This window comes from Halobacterium sp. DL1, from assembly GCA_000230955.3.
In the GTDB taxonomy this organism is placed as follows: domain Archaea; phylum Halobacteriota; class Halobacteria; order Halobacteriales; family Halobacteriaceae; genus Halobacterium.
In genome coordinates, this window is sequence record CP007061.1 from 42,781 (window position 1) to 59,096 (window position 16,316).

Sequence of the window (16,316 nt, forward strand, 5' to 3'; positions counted from 1 at the left end):
ACCCTACTCGCTCACGGCTGACGCCGTTCGCTCCTTGAGGGTGTCGTCAGAACTCTCCGAGTTCTGACTGCTAACCCGAAGTCTTTGACTTCTGGTGATGGGGCTTCCTGTTTCGATGACGCGCTTTGCAGACACAACGGTGTCCGTAGGGAGCGCAGTCTCCACAGGCGTTGATTCGGAGTGAACCACTCCTATATTTTTAAGACCGCGAGAAAGAATGTTCCACGCTGCGTTCGCGTCCCTGTCCGCCTCAAACCCACACGAGGGACACGAGTGTTCACGAACCCACAACGGCTTGTCCGTCTTGACGCCGCAAGACGCGCACGCTTTCGTCGTGTTCCTTGGATCGACTTCGGCAAAGTGTGTTCCTTCGCGTTCGCACTTGTACTCAAGCATTCGAAGGAACGTTCCCCACGCCGCTCCCGCCCGATTCCGTGAGTTTCCGGGGAGTTCGACCAACTCCTTCGCGTCGAGGCCTTCGACCGCTACGAGGTCGTATTCGGTGGCGTAGTAGTTCGAGAGTTTGTGAAGGAAGTCACGACGCTTTCGCTTGAGATCGGCGTGGCGCTCGGCCACAACTTGCCGTTGTCTCTCCCAATTCGCGGAACCGCGTTCCTTCTGCGAAAGATCATGCTGTGCGCGTTCCAACCGCTCGCGTTCGTCAGATAAGTCGAGCGATTCGACGGCGGTGCCGTCTGTGTCATGGGCGTACTTCAAGATGCCAACGTCAATCCCGACACATCGATCTGGGTCGGTCGGTTTCTCAGGAGTCTCTTTATCGCCGACGGTGAATGAAGCGAACCATTCACCGGTTGACTCCTTCTTAATCGTGATTTCTTTGACAGTCTCGGCGTCAGGAATTGCGCGGTGTTTGATGAGGGGAATATCCGCAAGTTTCGACAGCGACAGTACGGGTTGGCCGTTCTTACTATCGAACTCGAAGCCAGACTGTATGTAGGTGAAACTACGGAAATCCTTGGGGGCCTTCCAATTGAGACTGCCCACGTTGTAGCCGTTCTGCTTCAACTGAGAGAGGGCTTTGATGCTGTCTTCGATACGCATGACAGCAGCTTGTGCGACCGTTGAATAGACATCGTTCAGCTCATCCCACCAGTCTTTGAGGCTGGTGAGCTGATCGCGTACTTGTCGCACTCGTTGGTTAAGTGTACCCGCCGATTTGGGAATTTGCTTGAATTCGTTGAGTGCGTGGTTGTAGAGTTGCCTACAGGTATCTCGGTGATGATCCAACAGTTCACGCTGTTCAGGCGTGGGATCAAGCCGAAATCTGTAGGTGTAGTGCATTGGCTATTCGTCGGGATCAGACGTTCGGACGATTTTCACGTCAGCTCCTCGCCACCGTTTCGGGACGAGAACGTGTGCGCCGTTCCCGGTCGGCTTCACTTCTCCCTCGATGACTTCGTGGCCTTCTATTTCGTGCCTATCCATCACCTGTGTTTATACATTATATCAACTTAACTGTATCGATGGGATGGTTGGGTGGTGGGGTCGAACGTGTTTGTAATATGATGACGGCGTGGACGAATCGCTGCGCGATTCGTTCGCACACCAGAAATCGAAGATTTCTGGGGACGGTGTATCCCTCCCTACTCGCTCCCTCTGGTCGCTCCTTGAGGAAGGGGGCTTACCGCCTACAAACTGCTAATTCGCTGGTTTCACCACCAGCGTTCTTCGCAGTTCCTGAAAAAGGCGACTCTCCGGAGAGGTGGCTACTCCTCGCTGAGTAGTCGACGGAGCACCAGATGGAGGATACCGCCATTTTCGACGTATCGAACGGCTGCAGGCGTCCCAACCTGTGCCGTGACCGGGAATTCGACGGTCGAACCATCGGCACGTTCTGCGACGGCGGTGAGATCGTTGTTCACGTCGAGGCCGTCGTCAAGTCCCTGGATCGCGACCCGTTCCGAGCCGTCGAGTTCGAGCGATTCCCAGGAGTCGCCCTCGTCGAACTGGAGCGGCAAGACACCCATTCCGACGAGGTTGTCGCGGAAGATGCGCTCGTAGCTCTCGGCGATCGTCGCACGGACACCCAGCAGATCCGTTCCCTTTGCCGCCCAGTCACGACTCGATCCGGTTCCGAGTTCTTCACCCGCAAACACGACCAGCGGCGTGTCGTTCTCGCGATACCGACGGCTGGCTTCGAAGACCGTCGTCTGGTCGTCGGTGGGGTGATGGATCGTGTAGCCGCCTTCGACGCCGTCGAGCATCTCGTTCTCGATGCGGACGTTCGCGAACGTCCCACGCATCATCACCTCGTGGTTCCCGCGCCGGGCGCCGTAGGTGTTGAACTCGTGGGGTTCCACGCCCTGTTCGGCGAGCCACTCACCGGCGGGTTGCTCACGGCTGAACGGGCCGGCCGGGCTGATGTGGTCGGTCGTGACCGTATCACCGAGCAGCATCAGCGTGCGGGCGTCGTCGATATCTGTGACACCGGGCTCTTCCAGCGGGAAGTCCTTGAAGAAGGGCGGCTCGCGGATGTACGTCGAAGAGTCGTCCCACTCGTAGACCTCACCGGTCGGCGCATCGAGTGCCGTCCAGCGTTCGTCTCCCTCGAACACGGAGGCGTACTTCTCTTCGAACATCGAGGAATCGACACTGTCGTGAACCGCCGCGTGGATCTCGTCGGCGTCGGGCCAGATGTCCGCGAGATAGACCGGATCGCCGTCGGCATCCGTTCCGAGCGGGTCGTGTTCGAGGTCGATGTCCATCCGCCCGGCGAGGCCATAGGCGACGACGAGCGGCGGGCTGGCGAGGTAGTTCGCACGAATCTTCGGGTGGATGCGAGCCTCGAAGTTGCGGTTCCCCGAAAGGACGCTCGTGGTCCAGAGATCCTCGGCGTCGATCGCACGTTCGATCGGCTCGGGAAGCGGGCCGGCGTTCCCGATACAGGTCGTACAGCCGTAGCCGACGACGTTGTAGCCGAGGTCTTCGAGGTACGGGAGAAGCCCCGACGCTTCGAGATATTCGGTGACGACGCGGCTTCCGGGCGCGAGACTCGTCTTGACGTACGCGGGGACGTCGAGCCCGCGCTCGACAGCGTTACGAGCGAGGAGGCCCGCCGCGATCATCACGGACGGATTCGACGTGTTCGTACAACTGGTGATGGCGCTGACGACGACACTGCCGTGCCCGATTTCGGTTGTCTCGCCGTCGCCGGGCTCCGCCGGGCTGCCAGAGGGACTTCGTCCCTCGCTGTTCACGTCGACTGCGACTCGTTTGTCGAGGTCGCCGACATCCGGTTCCGGAAGATCGGGATCAGGTCGGTCGTCGGAAGCGCTGCTCTCGCCGAGCCATCGGGTGATCGCTTCCTCGTCGATATCGTCGAGTTCCTCCTCGAATTCGCCGTGGACCAGTCCCCTGAAGTGCGTCTTCATGTCGCCCATCGCGACGCGATCCTGGGGCTTCTTCGGACCGGCGAGGCTGGGAGTGATCGTCGAGAGGTCGAACTCTACCGTTTCAGAGTATTCGGGATTCTGTTCGCCGAATAGCCCCTGTGCGTCGAAATATTCTCGAACGAGTTCGATGTGCTCTTCGTCGCGTCCCGTGAGTTCGAGGTAGTCGAGCGTCGCCTCGTCCACGCCGAACATCGAGATGGTCGAGCCCTGTTCGGGCGCCATGTTCGCGATGGTCGCCCGATCCGGAACAGTCAGGTTCGACACGCCGGGACCGAAGAATTCGACAAACCGGTCGACGACGCCGACCTCTCGAAGCTGTTCGGTGACGTGAAGCACGAGGTCAGTTGCGGTCGCGCCCTCGGGGAGTTCTCCAGTAAGGCGGACGCCGACGACTTCGGGAAGCTTCATCGTGATGGGCTGGCCGAGCATCGCGGCTTCGGCCTCAATACCCCCGACCCCCCAGCCGACGACGCCGATGCCGCCGATCATCGGCGTGTGGCTGTCCGTCCCCACGAGGGTGTCGGGGAGGAGCCACTGTTCGCCGTCACGCTCGCGGGCGTGGACGACCTGTCCGAGGTATTCGAGATTCACCTGGTGAACGATACCCGTTCCCGGCGGGACGACACGGAAATCGTCGAACGCCTGTTGAGCCCATTTGAGCGCACGGTATCGCTCGCCGTTGCGCTCGTACTCCAGTTTGACGTTCTTCTCGTAGGCGTCCGCGGAGCCGAAGTAGTCGACCTGCACGCTGTGGTCGATCACGAGGTCACACGGTACATCTGGTTCGACGATGGCGGGATCCTTGCCTTTTCGGTCGGCCGCAGACCGGAGCGCTGCGAGGTCGACGACCGCGGGGACACCGGTGAGATCCTGGAGAACGACCCGCGACGGTGTGAACGGGAGTTCGACATCCGGAACGTCAGGTTGCCACGACGCGACGTTTCGAACGTCTTCGACGGTTATCGTCTCCCCGTCGACGTTGCGGAGAACGGACTCGAGGAGAACGCGGATACTGACGGGGAGCTGGTCGAGTTCACAGAGACCCTCCTCTTCGAGGACTGTGAGGTTGGCCATCTGGTAGGATGTGCCGTCGAACTCGAATTCGCGGATTGCGTCGAATGGAGACGGTTCGTTCATACCTTGTCCTACGGTGACGTGGCTCTTGAATTGTCCCCCCCATGGACGGGGTGACGGTGTGGAAGGTCACTTCGTCGGCTGGGGTGAGATGTCGGTGTACACGATTCGGTTGGTAAACTGATTCTGCTACGAACTCGCCCCTAGCGGCTTCGATTTCTCAGGTGCCGCTGATTCGATGCGGTCCTTGAAGAAGACGAGTTCCCTGTTCGTATGGTCGTAGAGCTTTGCCTTTCCACCGAGAGCGGTCGTGAACACCCATTTCAGCGCCCGTCCCCGTCGGTTGTTCGGGAAGTCCATCCAGACGGCGTGTGACATCCGAGTCCCGTCTTCAGTCTCTTCGAGTCGAATGGTCCCTCCTTCGGGAATCCGAACGGTGACGAGTCCTCGAAGGAGCGGATAGTACGCCGTCCCCGCCCAGACCGCCACCTGATGGTCGATATACTGGAATCGGCCATGCAGGTCGGCGTACATCCCGGCAACCTCTTCGGCCTGGTGGAACGTTGCGCCTTCTCGGGGACGGTTATCGGGCGTGTCGTATTCGAGCCCATAGTGTTCCTCGGGGTTCGACGCCGTCCAATGGACGGGGTCTGTTACGTACTCCCATATATCCTCGGACGATGCGTCGATGACGATTTCGGCTTTATCTGTGACGTACATGGATTGGGTCCCCGATTTATGATGCGAAGGCGTTGTACAGCCACGCGAAGGCGTACATCAAGACGAAGCTAATCACCGCTGCCTCGACCATGCCCGCCACTGTCCCGACGATGGTCGGTTCGAAGAACAGGTGCCACTGCTCCATCGCTTCGACTGCGCCCTCGTAGACACCGATCGTTCCGAACACACCGAGAAGGAGCATCGCGACGGCAGAGACGACTGCTGCTGTGCCCGCCAGTGCCAACGAATTTCGACGCCTTCTAGCGACACAGACATCGTATCGCCCCGCAAGGGCAAGCAGGCCGATGAACTAGAAGGGCCTCGTACGGTGACGTGCAATGTCACTTGCCGAAACAGTCTCCAAGATCGATCATCTGAGCGAGGAAGAGCGCGAATGCATCGAGATCTGCAATGAAGCCGCTGGGGTCTGTGAGTGGTGCGCCGACGAGTGTCTCGGCGACGAGGAGATGGAAGAGTGTGCTCGGCTCTGTCGCGACGTCGCGGACATCGCGTCGCTGCATGCCCGATTCATGGCTCGCAACTCCAACTACAGCAAGCAATTGGCCGAAGCCTGCGCCGGCGCCTGCGAGGAGTGTGCCGAAGAATGTGAGCGTCACGATGCCGAGCACTGCCAGGTCTGTGCCGAGGTCCTCACGGAATGCGCCGAGAGCTGTCGCAACATGATGAGCGCCTGACCGACGTCCGAATAGCGCACGAATCAGCACCGTTGCGACGCTGTTTTTTGGCTACAACCGCTGTGTCGAGGGGTACCGAAACCGCCGTACGAAGACGGCTGAACGCGGTTAGAGTTCCGGAATCGCCGTGAACAGGAGGACGAACGCGTTCACGGTCAGTAGCGCCAGCACGACCCACTGGAAGATGCGCTCGGGGATGTGGTCGAAGATGTATACACCGATCCAGGCACCGAGGAACACCATCGGCACGGCGACGGCAGCCTCGATCATCAGCGGCGTCGTCACGGCTCCCGTGTAGGTGAGACTCCCGAGGCGGTACAGCATGAGCGTCCCGAAGAAGGCAGTGAACGTGGCCTTCATCTCCTTGTCGGTCCAGAATCCGCTCGCCGACATGAAGGCCCCGTAGACGATCATCGGCGGGCCGGGAACGGCGACGGCGCCGCCGAGAATCCCCGCGAGCAGCCCGGCCGTCGCGCCAATTATCTTCCCCGGTCGGTAGTCCTTCTCCTCGATCCAGTCCGTGACGACATCGAGTTGCTGGGTCGCGCCGACGACGATGACCGCTAACACGAGAACCGCCCCGATGGCGACGCGCATCTGTGCCGCGTCGAACCCACTGAACACGACGATGCCGAGCGGCATCCCGACGACGAGCCCACCGACAGGAACGATCCACTTCTCCCAGTCGAACGCGTCCCGGACGCTCCACCAGACGCGGGCGTTGGCCACCACCGCCGTTGCCGTGAAGATGATCGACGCGCTCGAGGGCGACCGAAACAGCGGCATTATGCCCATCGACACCTGCGCGAAGCCGAACCCGGCGATACCGTGAACGGCGGCCGCGGCGAGGATAACGACCGCAGACAGCCCCGTCGTTACCCAGTCGCTCGTCATCGATCGCGCCTCCGTTGCCACGGTAGAGTACGCATCTGGATGAACGATACTCCGGCTGCATCTTTTATTGTAATGCTCAACTCTGAAGCAGTAAGTGAATCATATATTATATTTACTATATAAATAATTATAACCGGATATTCCGAACATTCGGTGTCTGTAACGACAGTCACATCACGATGAACGAGCATGAAACGGATATCGGCGAGTGGCGGTCCCTCGGCGGCGCCCCTGTCGGAGACGGTAACGATGACGCCGACGCCGTCTTCGCTCACGTCAGCGACCTCCACGGGCAGCTGACGCCGCGCTACCAGGTCTACTACGACAATCCGACGTCGACGCCGGACTTTAATTTCGGAGACGACGATCGCGTCGTCGAGCGCGGCGGCGGGATCCCCCTGCTCGCAGCGAAACTCGACGAACTCCGCGAGGACTACGACGTGTGTACGCTCATGAGCGGCGACACGTTCCACGGCTCCGCCGTGACCACCTACACCGATGGGCGAGCGATGCTCGATCCCGTCAACGACCACGTCGCGCCCGACATCTATGTCCCGGGGAACTGGGACTACTCGAACGAGGCCGCCGAGGACGGCAACTTCGTGGAGTTGATGGACGACCTCGACGCCCCGATTCTCGCGAACAACCTCTACGACTGGGAGACCGACGAGCGACTGTACGACGCGTACCGGATCCTCGACATCGGCGGACTCTCCGTGGGGGTCGTCGGGATGACGAACGTCTACGTCGATCGGATGGCACCCGCGTTCTCCGAGGGGAAGTACCGCTTCGGTAAACACCCCACACTCCTCGAGGAGTCCGCACAGGCCGCCCGCGAGGACGGCGCGGACGTCGTGGTCGCGGTCACCGAGATCGGCCTCCCGTGGATGGTCCAAGCCGCCAAGGACTGTGCGAGCGTGGACGTGATGTTCAGCGCGCACACCCACGAGTACACCTACGATCCGATCGTCGTCGAGGAGACCGAAACCGTGGTCGTCGAGTCCGGGATGGGTGAGGCGATCGGCCGTGTGGACCTCCGCGTTCGGGACGGGGAGATACAGTTCCGTCACCACCTCTACTGTCTGACCGAGGACGGCGAGCACACGCCGGAACCGGACGCCGATGCGGCGGAGACAGTCGAAGCCGTGCGTGCGCCCTTCTTCGAGGCCGATCCGGGATTCGAGCGAGGGGCTGGCACGCTCGACCGTCCGCTGGATGCGGTCGTCGGTCGGACGGAAGAACCGCTCTACCGGCAGTCCTTCCTTGAGAGCGCGTGGAACGCGCTGTTCAACGACGCACTCCGTGCACACTTCGGCACCGACCTCGCCGTCTCGCACGGGTTCCGGTACGGGACTGCCATCCCACCCGGCGACATCACGCTCGGCGAACTCTACACGTTCTTCCCGATGACGACGCCCGTCGCTCGTGGCGTCGCCTACGGCCAGCAACTCACGAACCACATGGAGGAGTTCCTCGGGGACAACTTCACACCGTACCCCTACGACCAGGAGGACGGCCGCGTCCGCAACTTCTCCTCGAACGTCGAGGTGACCCTCGATCCGACCGCGAAGCGTGGCCGCCGCCTCGTCGAACTGCGAATCGACGGCGAGCCGGTCGACCCGGAGGAGACGTACTCGGTGGCGACGTTCCGCCGACCCGGTGATCCCGAACGCGACCTCGGAAACTGCGGGTTCCCGTTCCGGGACGTCGAGGTCGACGACGATACGATACCTGTCGACGTCATCGTCGAGTATCTCGAGGAACACTCGCCCGTCGACTACGAGGTGATGGGGCTAGTCGAGACCGCCGAGGATGGCGGCCGAGTCCAGAACACGCCCGCAGACGGGCCGTATCCGTTTATCCAGCCCGGCGTCGACTACGCGGCCGGCGAGGCGTACTGCGAGACGTCCATGATACCGCGCAGGAACACGTTTCCCGATGCAGGGCGTAATCGAACGCGCTAGGCGGCGACGCGAACGCGACAGATCCGACGAACGGCACACTCGATACGGCACAGGTGAGATACGATGGTCAACAACATCACTGCGGAACGACTAGCGGGGAAGATCGACGCCGACGAACAGTTCACGCTCATCGACGTGCGTCCCGAAGACAGCTTCGAGGCCTGGCACGTGCGCGACGCGGAGAACGTGTCGTATGACCCTGACGAGGGATTGAGCGAGGACCAACTGAACGAGGTGGACACACTGGTCGACGGCCGGCCCGTCGTCGCGATCTGCGGGAAGGGTCTGACGTCGACGCCGTTCGCGTTCGAGTTGGACGAGCACGGCTACGACGACATCTCGGTCGTCACCGGCGGTATGGAGGAGTGGAGCAAACTCTACGAGGTCGTCCCCATCGAGACGTCCAGCGACGACCTCGTCGTTCGGCAGGTCCAGCGCCGAGCGAAGGGCTGTCTCGGCTACGTCGTCGGCTCGAAGGAGGTTGGAGAGGCCGTCGTGGTCGATGCCACCAGACAGACCGACCAGTTCAAAGTCGCTGCGCAGGACGCTGGCCTCTCCATAGCGCGCGTGCTCGATACGCACGTCCACGCCGACCACATCTCGGGCAGTCCGACCCTCGCCGACGAGGTTGGCGTGCCCTACCACCTCGGCGACGCAGCTCGCGAGCGCGGTGTCGAGTACGAATACGACCCGCTACCGGATGGCGACGTCATCGAAGTCGGCGACGTCGAGATCGAGGCGCTCCACACGCCCGGCCACACCTCGGAGATGATGAACTATCTCGTCGACGGCGAACTCCTGTTGACGGGCGATACGCTGTTCGTCGACTCCGTCGGGCGGACCGAACTCCAGTTCGGCGAGGACGACGCCTCGCGTGGAGCGGAACTGCTGTACGACTCGCTCCACGAGACGATCCTCAATCTCCCGGATGACACGACGATTCTACCAGGTCACCTCACCGTCACGAGCGACGGCCGCTACGAGAACGGTTCTCCGGGTGAACCCCTCGAAGCTCGGCTCGGGGATCTCCGCGACGAACTCGACTTCCTCGGGCTCGACCGCGAGGCGTTCGTCGAACGATTGACCGAGGATACCCCGGAGAAACCTCCAAACTACGAGACAGTTATCGCCATTAACACCGGCAAAGAGACCGTCGAAGACGAAAGTGAGGCGACGGAACTCGAACTGGGACCGAACAACTGTGCCGCATAGATCACAGCACCTGCTCTCCCGTCGCAACCTCCTCCAGCTGACGGGGGCGACCAGCCTCGGCGCGCTCGCGGGTTGTACCGGTCAGCTACCGGGCTCCGACGACGGTGCTAGGGGCCGTGAGGTGTCGCCCCGCGCGACAGTCACGGCCGAGCCGGATACATCAGTGAGCCTCACTGCGGCGTCCGGGTCGATTCGACCATCCCCCGACACGTCGACGACCAACTGGATGTACGAGGGACAGTTCCCGGGACCGGAGCTACGCGTTCAGGAGGGTGACGTACTCAGCGTCGAACTGACGAACGACCTCCAAGAGGAGACGACGATTCACTGGCACGGGGTTCCCGTCGCTAACCCGGTCGATGGGGTGCCGAACGTAACGCAGGACCCGGTCGCTTCCGGCGATACGTTCACGTACACGTTCCGTGCCGAACCCGCCGGGACGTACTTTTACCACAGTCACGTCGGACTCCAACTCGACCGTGGACTGCTCGGCCCACTGATCGTCGAAGAACGTGACCCACACGTCGAGTACGACCACGAGTACGTCGTCGTGGTCGACGATTACCTCCCCGGAGAGCCGGAACTCCCTTCGGACGGGGGAATGGGAGGTGGTGGAATGGGTGGGGGAGGCGGGATGATGGGAGATATTCGGCCGCCATACGAAGGGCTCCTGATCAACGGTCGACTCCCAGAGAATCCTCAGACGTTCGACGTAACGGAGGGTGAGCGGATTCGCTTCCGATTCGTGAACGCCGGCAGCGCGACAGTCTTCGGTGTCCGGATCGCCGGCCACGAAATGACGGTGACCCACGCCGATGGTCGACCTGTCGAACCCGTCGACGTGGACTCGTTCGTCTTCGGAGCCGGTGAGCGCTACGACGTCGTGGTTGAGGCGACGAATCCGGGCACGTGGGCCGTGCAAGCGGATGCGCTCGATGGAAACGAACCACCAGCGAGCGCTGTCGTCGAGTACGAGTCAGCGGGCGAGGGAAGCCCACAGCGCCCGTCACCGGCTAGTAACCAACTGCGGTATCGGGACTTGCGGGCGATCTCCTCGCTCGACGGGGTGAATGGAGATCCGGATCGAACGTTCGATCTGACGCTCTCCCGTGGCAGGGGACAGTCCTACACGTGGACGATCGACGGACAGGCCTATCCGGACGCCGACTCGCTCCAGATCCGGCCCGGAGAACACGTCCGGATTCGGATGACCAATCAGAGCCCAGTCGTTCACCCGATGCACCTTCACGGCCACTTCTTCCAAGTCGGCAACGCGATCAAAGACACGGTCATCGTCCCCGGACATAGAGGGCAGGTGACGATAGACTTCCACGCGGATAATCCCGGCCGGTGGTTGTTCCATTGTCACAATCTGTACCATCTCGACGCAGGGATGGCGCGTGTCGTGAGATACGTCGAGTGACCAGGTTGGAGACCCGATTTTAGATCGTTCACACTGCCGTTCGTGTGGTCGTGGTCCTGTCTGGGAGTAGGGTTGAGTGCCAACCCGGCGAATTCGAGCCGGATGAACGATTCTATTCTTGAAAAGCGTTTAGAGCACTCTATACACGTTCTCGAACGTTTAACTGTGTAGATTTACACCCCGGCGGCGGTATGATGAGCGGCGGTTGGGGCTCTCCGGCGGAGCGGTTGGTCTCTGGGGACTTCTCTGGATGGGGCTCCTCATCGCCGTCCCGCTCTACATCGTCTAGCGCTCCCCAACCGAGGATCCGGCGGGAACGATGAGCAGTCGCTGTCGGTTCTCCGCGAGCTCTACGCCCGCGGTGAGCTCTCGGACGACGAATTCGATCGACGGCGAGAACAGCTCAAACGTTCCGGATGACCGGGACAGGTGTTGTTCCAGCAGATGCATCACACTCCCAACGCCCGCCGTTGCGGCACCCAACTGTTAACTCCCTGGACGGAGTATGATATTTCATGGAATACACAATACAAACAGCAGTAACCGGCGAGTTCGACGACGTTGTCGACACGACGATCGCAGCGCTCAAAGACGAAGGATTCGGCGTCCTCTGTGACATCGATATCCAGGCGACGCTCAAAGAGAAACTCGGCGAGGAGTTCCGCCAGTACCGCATTCTCGGTGCATGCAATCCCCCGCTGGCATACGAGGGATTGACCGAGGAGATCGAACTCGGTGCACTCCTCCCGTGTAACGTCATCGTCTACGAGAATGACGACGGCGACATCGTGGTGAGTGCCGTCGACCCGGAGCAGTTGGTCGGCATCGCAGACAACGATGCGCTCGACTCCATCGCGACCGAGGTCAACGAGCGTTTCGAGCGTGTTCTCGCCAGTGTCGCTGACGAGTTTGAACCCGCGTCGGAGGTCTAAGTAACGATGGCTTCATCGAACCAACTCGACACCACGACCATCCTGCTCCTGATACTCGGAGCGATCATCTTGCTCCCGTTACTCACGATGGGGATGGGATTCGGCGGAATGATGGGCTACGGCGGGATGGTGGGCTACGGCGGGACCACCAGCGGGTGGTGGCCGTTCGTCGGGATGCTTTTCCCGCTCATCTTCCTCCTCATCCTCCTCGGCGGTGGCTACCTCGTCTTCCGGCGCATGAGCGAAACGCAGACGTCTCAGGATCCCGCGATGGAGGAACTCCGCACGGCGTACGCTCGCGGCGACCTCACTGACGAAGAGTTCGAAGCCCGCCGCGAGAGACTCGAACGGTCGGAGTAGACAACGAGTACATACCACGGTGCGGAGGCCCCAAGCCTGTGTACTCGACTTCGTTCATTAGGCTATTCCCAATCACCACTGTGTGAGCGTGCCTTCGAATCGAAGATGGGGCTCTATCAGCTAACGATTCTGAATAGAAATGCAGTTAAGTTACAAGACCGTAGATTACAATATGACCGGAGTAATCCTCTTCACTCAAGAGACGTGTGGGGCATGCGCAACACAGCGGGAAAAAATGACGGCCTTGAGGACAAGTATCCGGACGTGGAGTTCCGGGAGGTCGACATACAGACCGACCTCGAAACGTCCGAGGAATACGGCGTCCGGAAGACGCCGACGACACTCGTCTACGCGAACGGTAAACAGACCGCCGAGTTCATCGGTATCGTCGAGCGGAACGACCTCGAGTCAGCCATCGAGCGCGCGACCGAGCAGTCGTCTGGACTCGCCCAACGTCTCGTCGATGTCGTTCGAAAATAACGATCACCAGACCAATTCAAATCACATGACGAACTATAATCGACGTCAGTTCCTGGGAGTACTCGGTGCCGGCGCAGTCGCCAGCACAGGCCTCTCTCAGCCAGTGAGCGCACAGGAAACGCCCGTCGTGAAGATGGGCAACAACTACTTCGAACCGATTGGGCTCCACATCGAACCCGGCACGACCGTTCGCTTCGAGATAGCAGCCGGTACACACTCGGCAACGGCCTACGAGAACCGGATTCCGTCCGACGCCAGCGCATTCGATAGTGAGGTCATCTCGTCGGGAGGGTTCGAGTACACGTTCGAAAAACCGGGCACGTACGACTACTACTGCATCCCACACAAGTCGGTCGGGATGGTCGGTCGCATCGTCGTCGGCAGCCCTGGAGGTCCAGCAGAAGACAGTCCGATTCCGGACGGTGACGTGCCCGAGAGCGAAGCGATCATTGAACAGGGCGCGATAGCGTATGGATCTAGCACCGACGGTGACGGGTACTCCGATGGCGGAATGATGGGTCCAGGGATGGGGTCTGGCCCTGGAATGATGAACGGCCGGAACAGTGGCTGGGGTGGCGGGCTGCCGTTCGTCGGCGGGGCACTCGGAATGCTGGGGCTGGTCGGTGGACTCCTCTACTGGGCACTGGAGTGAGGTGACGCTCCTTCCCGGAGTGATGATTCCGCGATAGAAGCTCTCTAACGCCGTTACGCACGAGGCGAGATCGGCGAAGAGGAGTTCCAGCGACACCGTGAACGGTTGGCGGAGAATCAAGAGAGCTGAAGCCTCTCGAATGCTGTGCGTGTGGAGGCCCTCACGTTTGTTGATCACGAGCCAGTAGCCGATCTCGATACTGGACGATCCGTACCAAAACCAGGGGTTATTCCACGATTCACCCGGCAACCGGAAGTCGCCATTATTCTCGGCTTCAGCCGAGTGCCTGACGAATCGGCGTTCTCACGAGCGTAGCGAAATCGCTCCTACGACGCAGCCCACGAATACGTCTACGCTGCTGCTCACTTCGTCGTCAAGGAAGTCCACGATCACGACATCCCCGCATCCGAGGTCCGGCCAAAGGCACAGATCGTCGACGAGACGCAAGAAGACGCAGATTCACAAGAGAATCAGCCCTTCTCAGGAGGAGATCGTCCAGACGACTCGAAATCCACTTTCGATTGGCGAAAAGCACCACGAGTCGACGGTGATCCGACCCAAAACGAACATCCTCCAAAACTGTGTTTCTCACCAACGACTCGATAGTATCGTGAATGACGATTCATTTTGGCATTCAAAAGAACAGGAGAGGGTCTATTCTGAGCACCTCGTTCGATGCCGGCCATCCTCATAATATTCGAGAATCTGTGAATCAGTGATTCACTGATCGACGTCTTCCTTGGCTAGTTCGCGAATCTTCTCCTTCGTTTCCTCCTGGTGCTCGCCGAACGCCACCTCGAAAACCCCACGGTAGAAGTGCTTGTTTTTCTCCAGCGTGATGTCTTCGCGTTTGAGCTGCTTTTTCAGTCGAGTGAACGTGATCTCGACGTCTTCGCTTTGCTCCGGTTCGACGTATATCGTGGCTGAATCCCAATCCTCGCGGATGTTCAGCGGCTCGTCATCTGTCTCTCTTGCCTCACTGGTCGACGAATCACTATCGGTCGTGGAAGCGGTCCTCTGCTGATCTGATCGATCTTCGGTCGCCGCCGCAGTTTCACGATCCTTCGCTTCCGATTCCACGGACGTCTCCATGGTCTCCTCGTCTGCGACCGCGTCCTCCTCTTCCACCTCATCTGAAGGGTCCTCGAACCGTTCGTCCATTCCCCGGGGCATTCTTACGCCTCCACCTGCGCCTTGTCGAACGCCTGTTCCATCGTCTCTGCAACTTCCAGGAAGAGGTCACGCTCTACTTGCTGATCGTTCGCGTCTTCCCATTCGAAAATATCTTGTCCGTTGTCCCACGCACGCTGAATCGCTACTCGCATCGGGAGCTTGAAAATTGGTGCCATCGACGCGAAGGACTCGTCGAAGGCGTTGAGGAATTTTTTCGACTGGCCGTCGTCCCGGTACATGTTCGCCAGGAGTCCGACGATTGCAATCTCGATCTGTTGATTGTCCTCGATGGACTCCAACTGGTCCCACAGATCGTCAAGTGCATCCCGTGATGTTGCTTGGGTCTGTGCAGCCAGGAAGACGTTCTGAGCCGCGATGAACGCCGCATCTGTTAGGACTGAGAGGTCAGGGGGGCAGTCGACTACGATATAATCATAGTTGTATCCGTCGTCAACCATCTCTTCGAGGGCGAGCTTCAGCGAGAGTCGGGCACTCGCATCGTCCATCCAATCTCGAGCAAGGCCCATATCCTTGTGGCTGGGAATCAGGTCGAAGTTCAGATGGTCGTACTCGTCGGCTTCGATCATAATCTCTGAAAGACTAGTATCGTGCGTGCGGGGATTATCGACGAGTACGTCGAGCAGATTCTCGTCATCGGTGACTAATGTGTTGGGGAGTTCGTTCTTCGGGCTTGAAGGATCGTTGTCGTCGCCTGGACCAAGTCCAAGCCCTTTCGTCATGTCGGCTTGTGGGTCCATATCGATTGCAAGAACATCGTGGTTGCGAGTAGCCAGCGCCGCGGCACTGTTGATCGTCGCCGTTGTTTTTCCTGTCCCGCCTTTCTGGTTGCCGAAGGCGATCGTGGGGATGCCAGTCGATGGGGTGACGCCCCATCCACGAGGTGTCTCGGTCATGGTTCGATCATTGAATCAATGACTCATAAATCCACCTCAGACGTCCAATGCCGAACTAGAACTTCTAAAGTGCTGAATTCTGTGGTATCACCTCTAATACCACCATATTCTACTTCTCCTGGTTGAAAATCAGTAACTCATTGATTCATGGATTCACTGAATACAGGATTCCTCACAATGCCTGTAATCTTGGAGGATGATGTCTGATACTGACAGTCACTGAATCAGTGATTCAGTGCCTCCTGCAGTAGCAGATTCATTGATTCATTATCCCATGGACTCACTGAATCTTTGATTCAGCGCTTCCGGCATTCATTGACTCCACGACTCTCCACATAATATTGGATTCCAGGAATCAGAAACTCCTTGATTCTCTGATTCAAGTTTTCAGTGATTCATTGATTCAATGA

16 protein-coding genes are annotated in these 16,316 nt (G+C 59.6%); 8 read left to right on the forward strand and 8 right to left on the reverse strand.

The annotated features are described in order from the left end of the window. Positions 1-3: 3 nt before the first annotated feature. From HALDL1_00165 to HALDL1_00180, 4 genes are all read right to left on the reverse strand, one after another. On the reverse strand, positions 4-1,302 hold the full coding sequence (locus tag HALDL1_00165; GenBank protein AHG05468.1) for a transposase IS605: 1,299 nt from the start codon (positions 1,300-1,302) through the stop codon (positions 4-6). Positions 1,303-1,727: 425 nt separating this feature from the next. Further along, the gene (locus HALDL1_00170; GenBank protein AHG05469.1) at positions 1,728-4,550 is read right to left on the reverse strand and encodes an aconitate hydratase; all 2,823 of its coding nucleotides are present in this window, start codon (positions 4,548-4,550) and stop codon (positions 1,728-1,730) included. A gap of 126 nt (positions 4,551-4,676) precedes the next feature. Beyond that, positions 4,677-5,207, reverse strand: a complete 531-nt coding sequence (locus tag HALDL1_00175) for a hypothetical protein (protein ID AHG05470.1) — start codon at positions 5,205-5,207, stop codon at positions 4,677-4,679. Between the two features lie 16 nt (positions 5,208-5,223). Continuing rightward, complete coding sequence (locus tag HALDL1_00180) at positions 5,224-5,451, reverse strand: hypothetical protein (protein ID AHG05471.1); 228 nt, start codon at positions 5,449-5,451, stop codon at positions 5,224-5,226. 94 nt (positions 5,452-5,545) lie between these two features. Here HALDL1_00180 and HALDL1_00185 point away from each other — a divergent pair, with 94 nt between their 5' ends. Continuing rightward, positions 5,546-5,902 carry a hypothetical protein gene (locus tag HALDL1_00185; GenBank protein ID AHG05472.1) on the forward strand — a complete coding sequence of 119 codons (357 nt, stop codon included), beginning with the start codon at positions 5,546-5,548 and terminating at the stop codon, positions 5,900-5,902. A gap of 108 nt (positions 5,903-6,010) precedes the next feature. Here the strand turns inward: HALDL1_00185 and HALDL1_00190 are convergent, their stop codons facing one another. Continuing rightward, positions 6,011-6,796, reverse strand: coding sequence for a hypothetical protein (locus HALDL1_00190; GenBank protein ID AHG05473.1), 786 nt, complete (start codon positions 6,794-6,796; stop codon positions 6,011-6,013). 179 nt (positions 6,797-6,975) lie between these two features. Between HALDL1_00190 and HALDL1_00195 the strand changes: the two genes are divergently transcribed. The 3 genes from HALDL1_00195 (at position 6,976) to HALDL1_00205 (ending at position 11,395) form a co-directional block, all read left to right on the forward strand. Continuing rightward, positions 6,976-8,760: a 5'-nucleotidase gene (locus HALDL1_00195; GenBank protein AHG05474.1), complete on the forward strand. Its 1,785-nt coding sequence runs from the start codon at positions 6,976-6,978 to the stop codon at positions 8,758-8,760. A 63-nt stretch (positions 8,761-8,823) separates the two neighbouring features. Then, positions 8,824-9,972, forward strand: a complete 1,149-nt coding sequence (locus HALDL1_00200; GenBank protein ID AHG05475.1) for a rhodanese — start codon at positions 8,824-8,826, stop codon at positions 9,970-9,972. Beyond that, positions 9,962-11,395, forward strand: a complete 1,434-nt coding sequence (locus HALDL1_00205) for a multicopper oxidase (protein AHG05476.1) — start codon at positions 9,962-9,964, stop codon at positions 11,393-11,395. The genes HALDL1_00200 and HALDL1_00205 overlap by 11 nt, the downstream gene beginning before the upstream one ends. Positions 11,396-11,680: 285 nt before the next feature. On the opposite strand, the gene HALDL1_00210 is transcribed toward HALDL1_00205, so the two are convergent. After that, positions 11,681-11,845, reverse strand: a complete 165-nt coding sequence (locus HALDL1_00210) for a hypothetical protein (protein ID AHG05665.1) — start codon at positions 11,843-11,845, stop codon at positions 11,681-11,683. Positions 11,846-11,910: 65 nt separating this feature from the next. Between HALDL1_00210 and HALDL1_00215 the strand changes: the two genes are divergently transcribed. The 4 genes from HALDL1_00215 to HALDL1_00230 all read left to right on the forward strand — a co-directional run bounded on the left by HALDL1_00215 (position 11,911) and on the right by HALDL1_00230 (position 13,819). Further along, complete coding sequence (locus HALDL1_00215; GenBank protein AHG05477.1) at positions 11,911-12,327, forward strand: hypothetical protein; 417 nt, start codon at positions 11,911-11,913, stop codon at positions 12,325-12,327. Positions 12,328-12,333: 6 nt separating this feature from the next. Beyond that, positions 12,334-12,687, forward strand: coding sequence for a hypothetical protein (locus HALDL1_00220; GenBank protein AHG05478.1), 354 nt, complete (start codon positions 12,334-12,336; stop codon positions 12,685-12,687). A 105-nt stretch (positions 12,688-12,792) separates the two neighbouring features. After that, on the forward strand, positions 12,793-13,167 hold the full coding sequence (locus tag HALDL1_00225) for a hypothetical protein (GenBank protein AHG05479.1): 375 nt from the start codon (positions 12,793-12,795) through the stop codon (positions 13,165-13,167). Between the two features lie 25 nt (positions 13,168-13,192). After that, positions 13,193-13,819 carry a halocyanin gene (locus HALDL1_00230; GenBank protein ID AHG05480.1) on the forward strand — a complete coding sequence of 209 codons (627 nt, stop codon included), beginning with the start codon at positions 13,193-13,195 and terminating at the stop codon, positions 13,817-13,819. A gap of 720 nt (positions 13,820-14,539) precedes the next feature. On the opposite strand, the gene HALDL1_00235 is transcribed toward HALDL1_00230, so the two are convergent. Together HALDL1_00235 and HALDL1_00240 are read right to left on the reverse strand one after the other, a co-directional pair. Next, on the reverse strand, positions 14,540-14,992 hold the full coding sequence (locus HALDL1_00235; protein AHG05481.1) for a hypothetical protein: 453 nt from the start codon (positions 14,990-14,992) through the stop codon (positions 14,540-14,542). A gap of 2 nt (positions 14,993-14,994) precedes the next feature. Beyond that, entirely contained in the window at positions 14,995-15,906 is a 912-nt protein-coding gene (locus HALDL1_00240) for a cobyrinic acid a,c-diamide synthase (protein AHG05482.1), read from the reverse strand. Positions 15,907-16,316 lie beyond the last annotated feature (410 nt).

Excerpts from the sequence above, each read along its gene's own strand:
- HALDL1_00165 (AHG05468.1), bottom strand. The coding sequence starts at position 1,302 with ATGCACTACACCTACAGATTTCGGCTTGATCCCACGCCTGAACAGCGT.
- HALDL1_00170 (AHG05469.1), bottom strand. The coding sequence starts at position 4,550 with ATGAACGAACCGTCTCCATTCGACGCAATCCGCGAATTCGAGTTCGAC.
- HALDL1_00175 (AHG05470.1), bottom strand. The coding sequence starts at position 5,207 with ATGTACGTCACAGATAAAGCCGAAATCGTCATCGACGCATCGTCCGAG.
- HALDL1_00185 (AHG05472.1), top strand. The coding sequence starts at position 5,546 with ATGTCACTTGCCGAAACAGTCTCCAAGATCGATCATCTGAGCGAGGAA.
- HALDL1_00190 (AHG05473.1), bottom strand. The coding sequence starts at position 6,796 with ATGACGAGCGACTGGGTAACGACGGGGCTGTCTGCGGTCGTTATCCTC.
- HALDL1_00195 (AHG05474.1), top strand. The coding sequence starts at position 6,976 with ATGAACGAGCATGAAACGGATATCGGCGAGTGGCGGTCCCTCGGCGGC.
- HALDL1_00200 (AHG05475.1), top strand. The coding sequence starts at position 8,824 with ATGGTCAACAACATCACTGCGGAACGACTAGCGGGGAAGATCGACGCC.
- HALDL1_00210 (AHG05665.1), bottom strand. The coding sequence starts at position 11,845 with ATGCATCTGCTGGAACAACACCTGTCCCGGTCATCCGGAACGTTTGAG.
- HALDL1_00215 (AHG05477.1), top strand. The coding sequence starts at position 11,911 with ATGGAATACACAATACAAACAGCAGTAACCGGCGAGTTCGACGACGTT.
- HALDL1_00220 (AHG05478.1), top strand. The coding sequence starts at position 12,334 with ATGGCTTCATCGAACCAACTCGACACCACGACCATCCTGCTCCTGATA.
- HALDL1_00225 (AHG05479.1), top strand. The coding sequence starts at position 12,793 with ATGGGGCTCTATCAGCTAACGATTCTGAATAGAAATGCAGTTAAGTTA.
- HALDL1_00230 (AHG05480.1), top strand. The coding sequence starts at position 13,193 with ATGACGAACTATAATCGACGTCAGTTCCTGGGAGTACTCGGTGCCGGC.
- HALDL1_00235 (AHG05481.1), bottom strand. The coding sequence starts at position 14,992 with ATGCCCCGGGGAATGGACGAACGGTTCGAGGACCCTTCAGATGAGGTG.
- HALDL1_00240 (AHG05482.1), bottom strand. The coding sequence starts at position 15,906 with ATGACCGAGACACCTCGTGGATGGGGCGTCACCCCATCGACTGGCATC.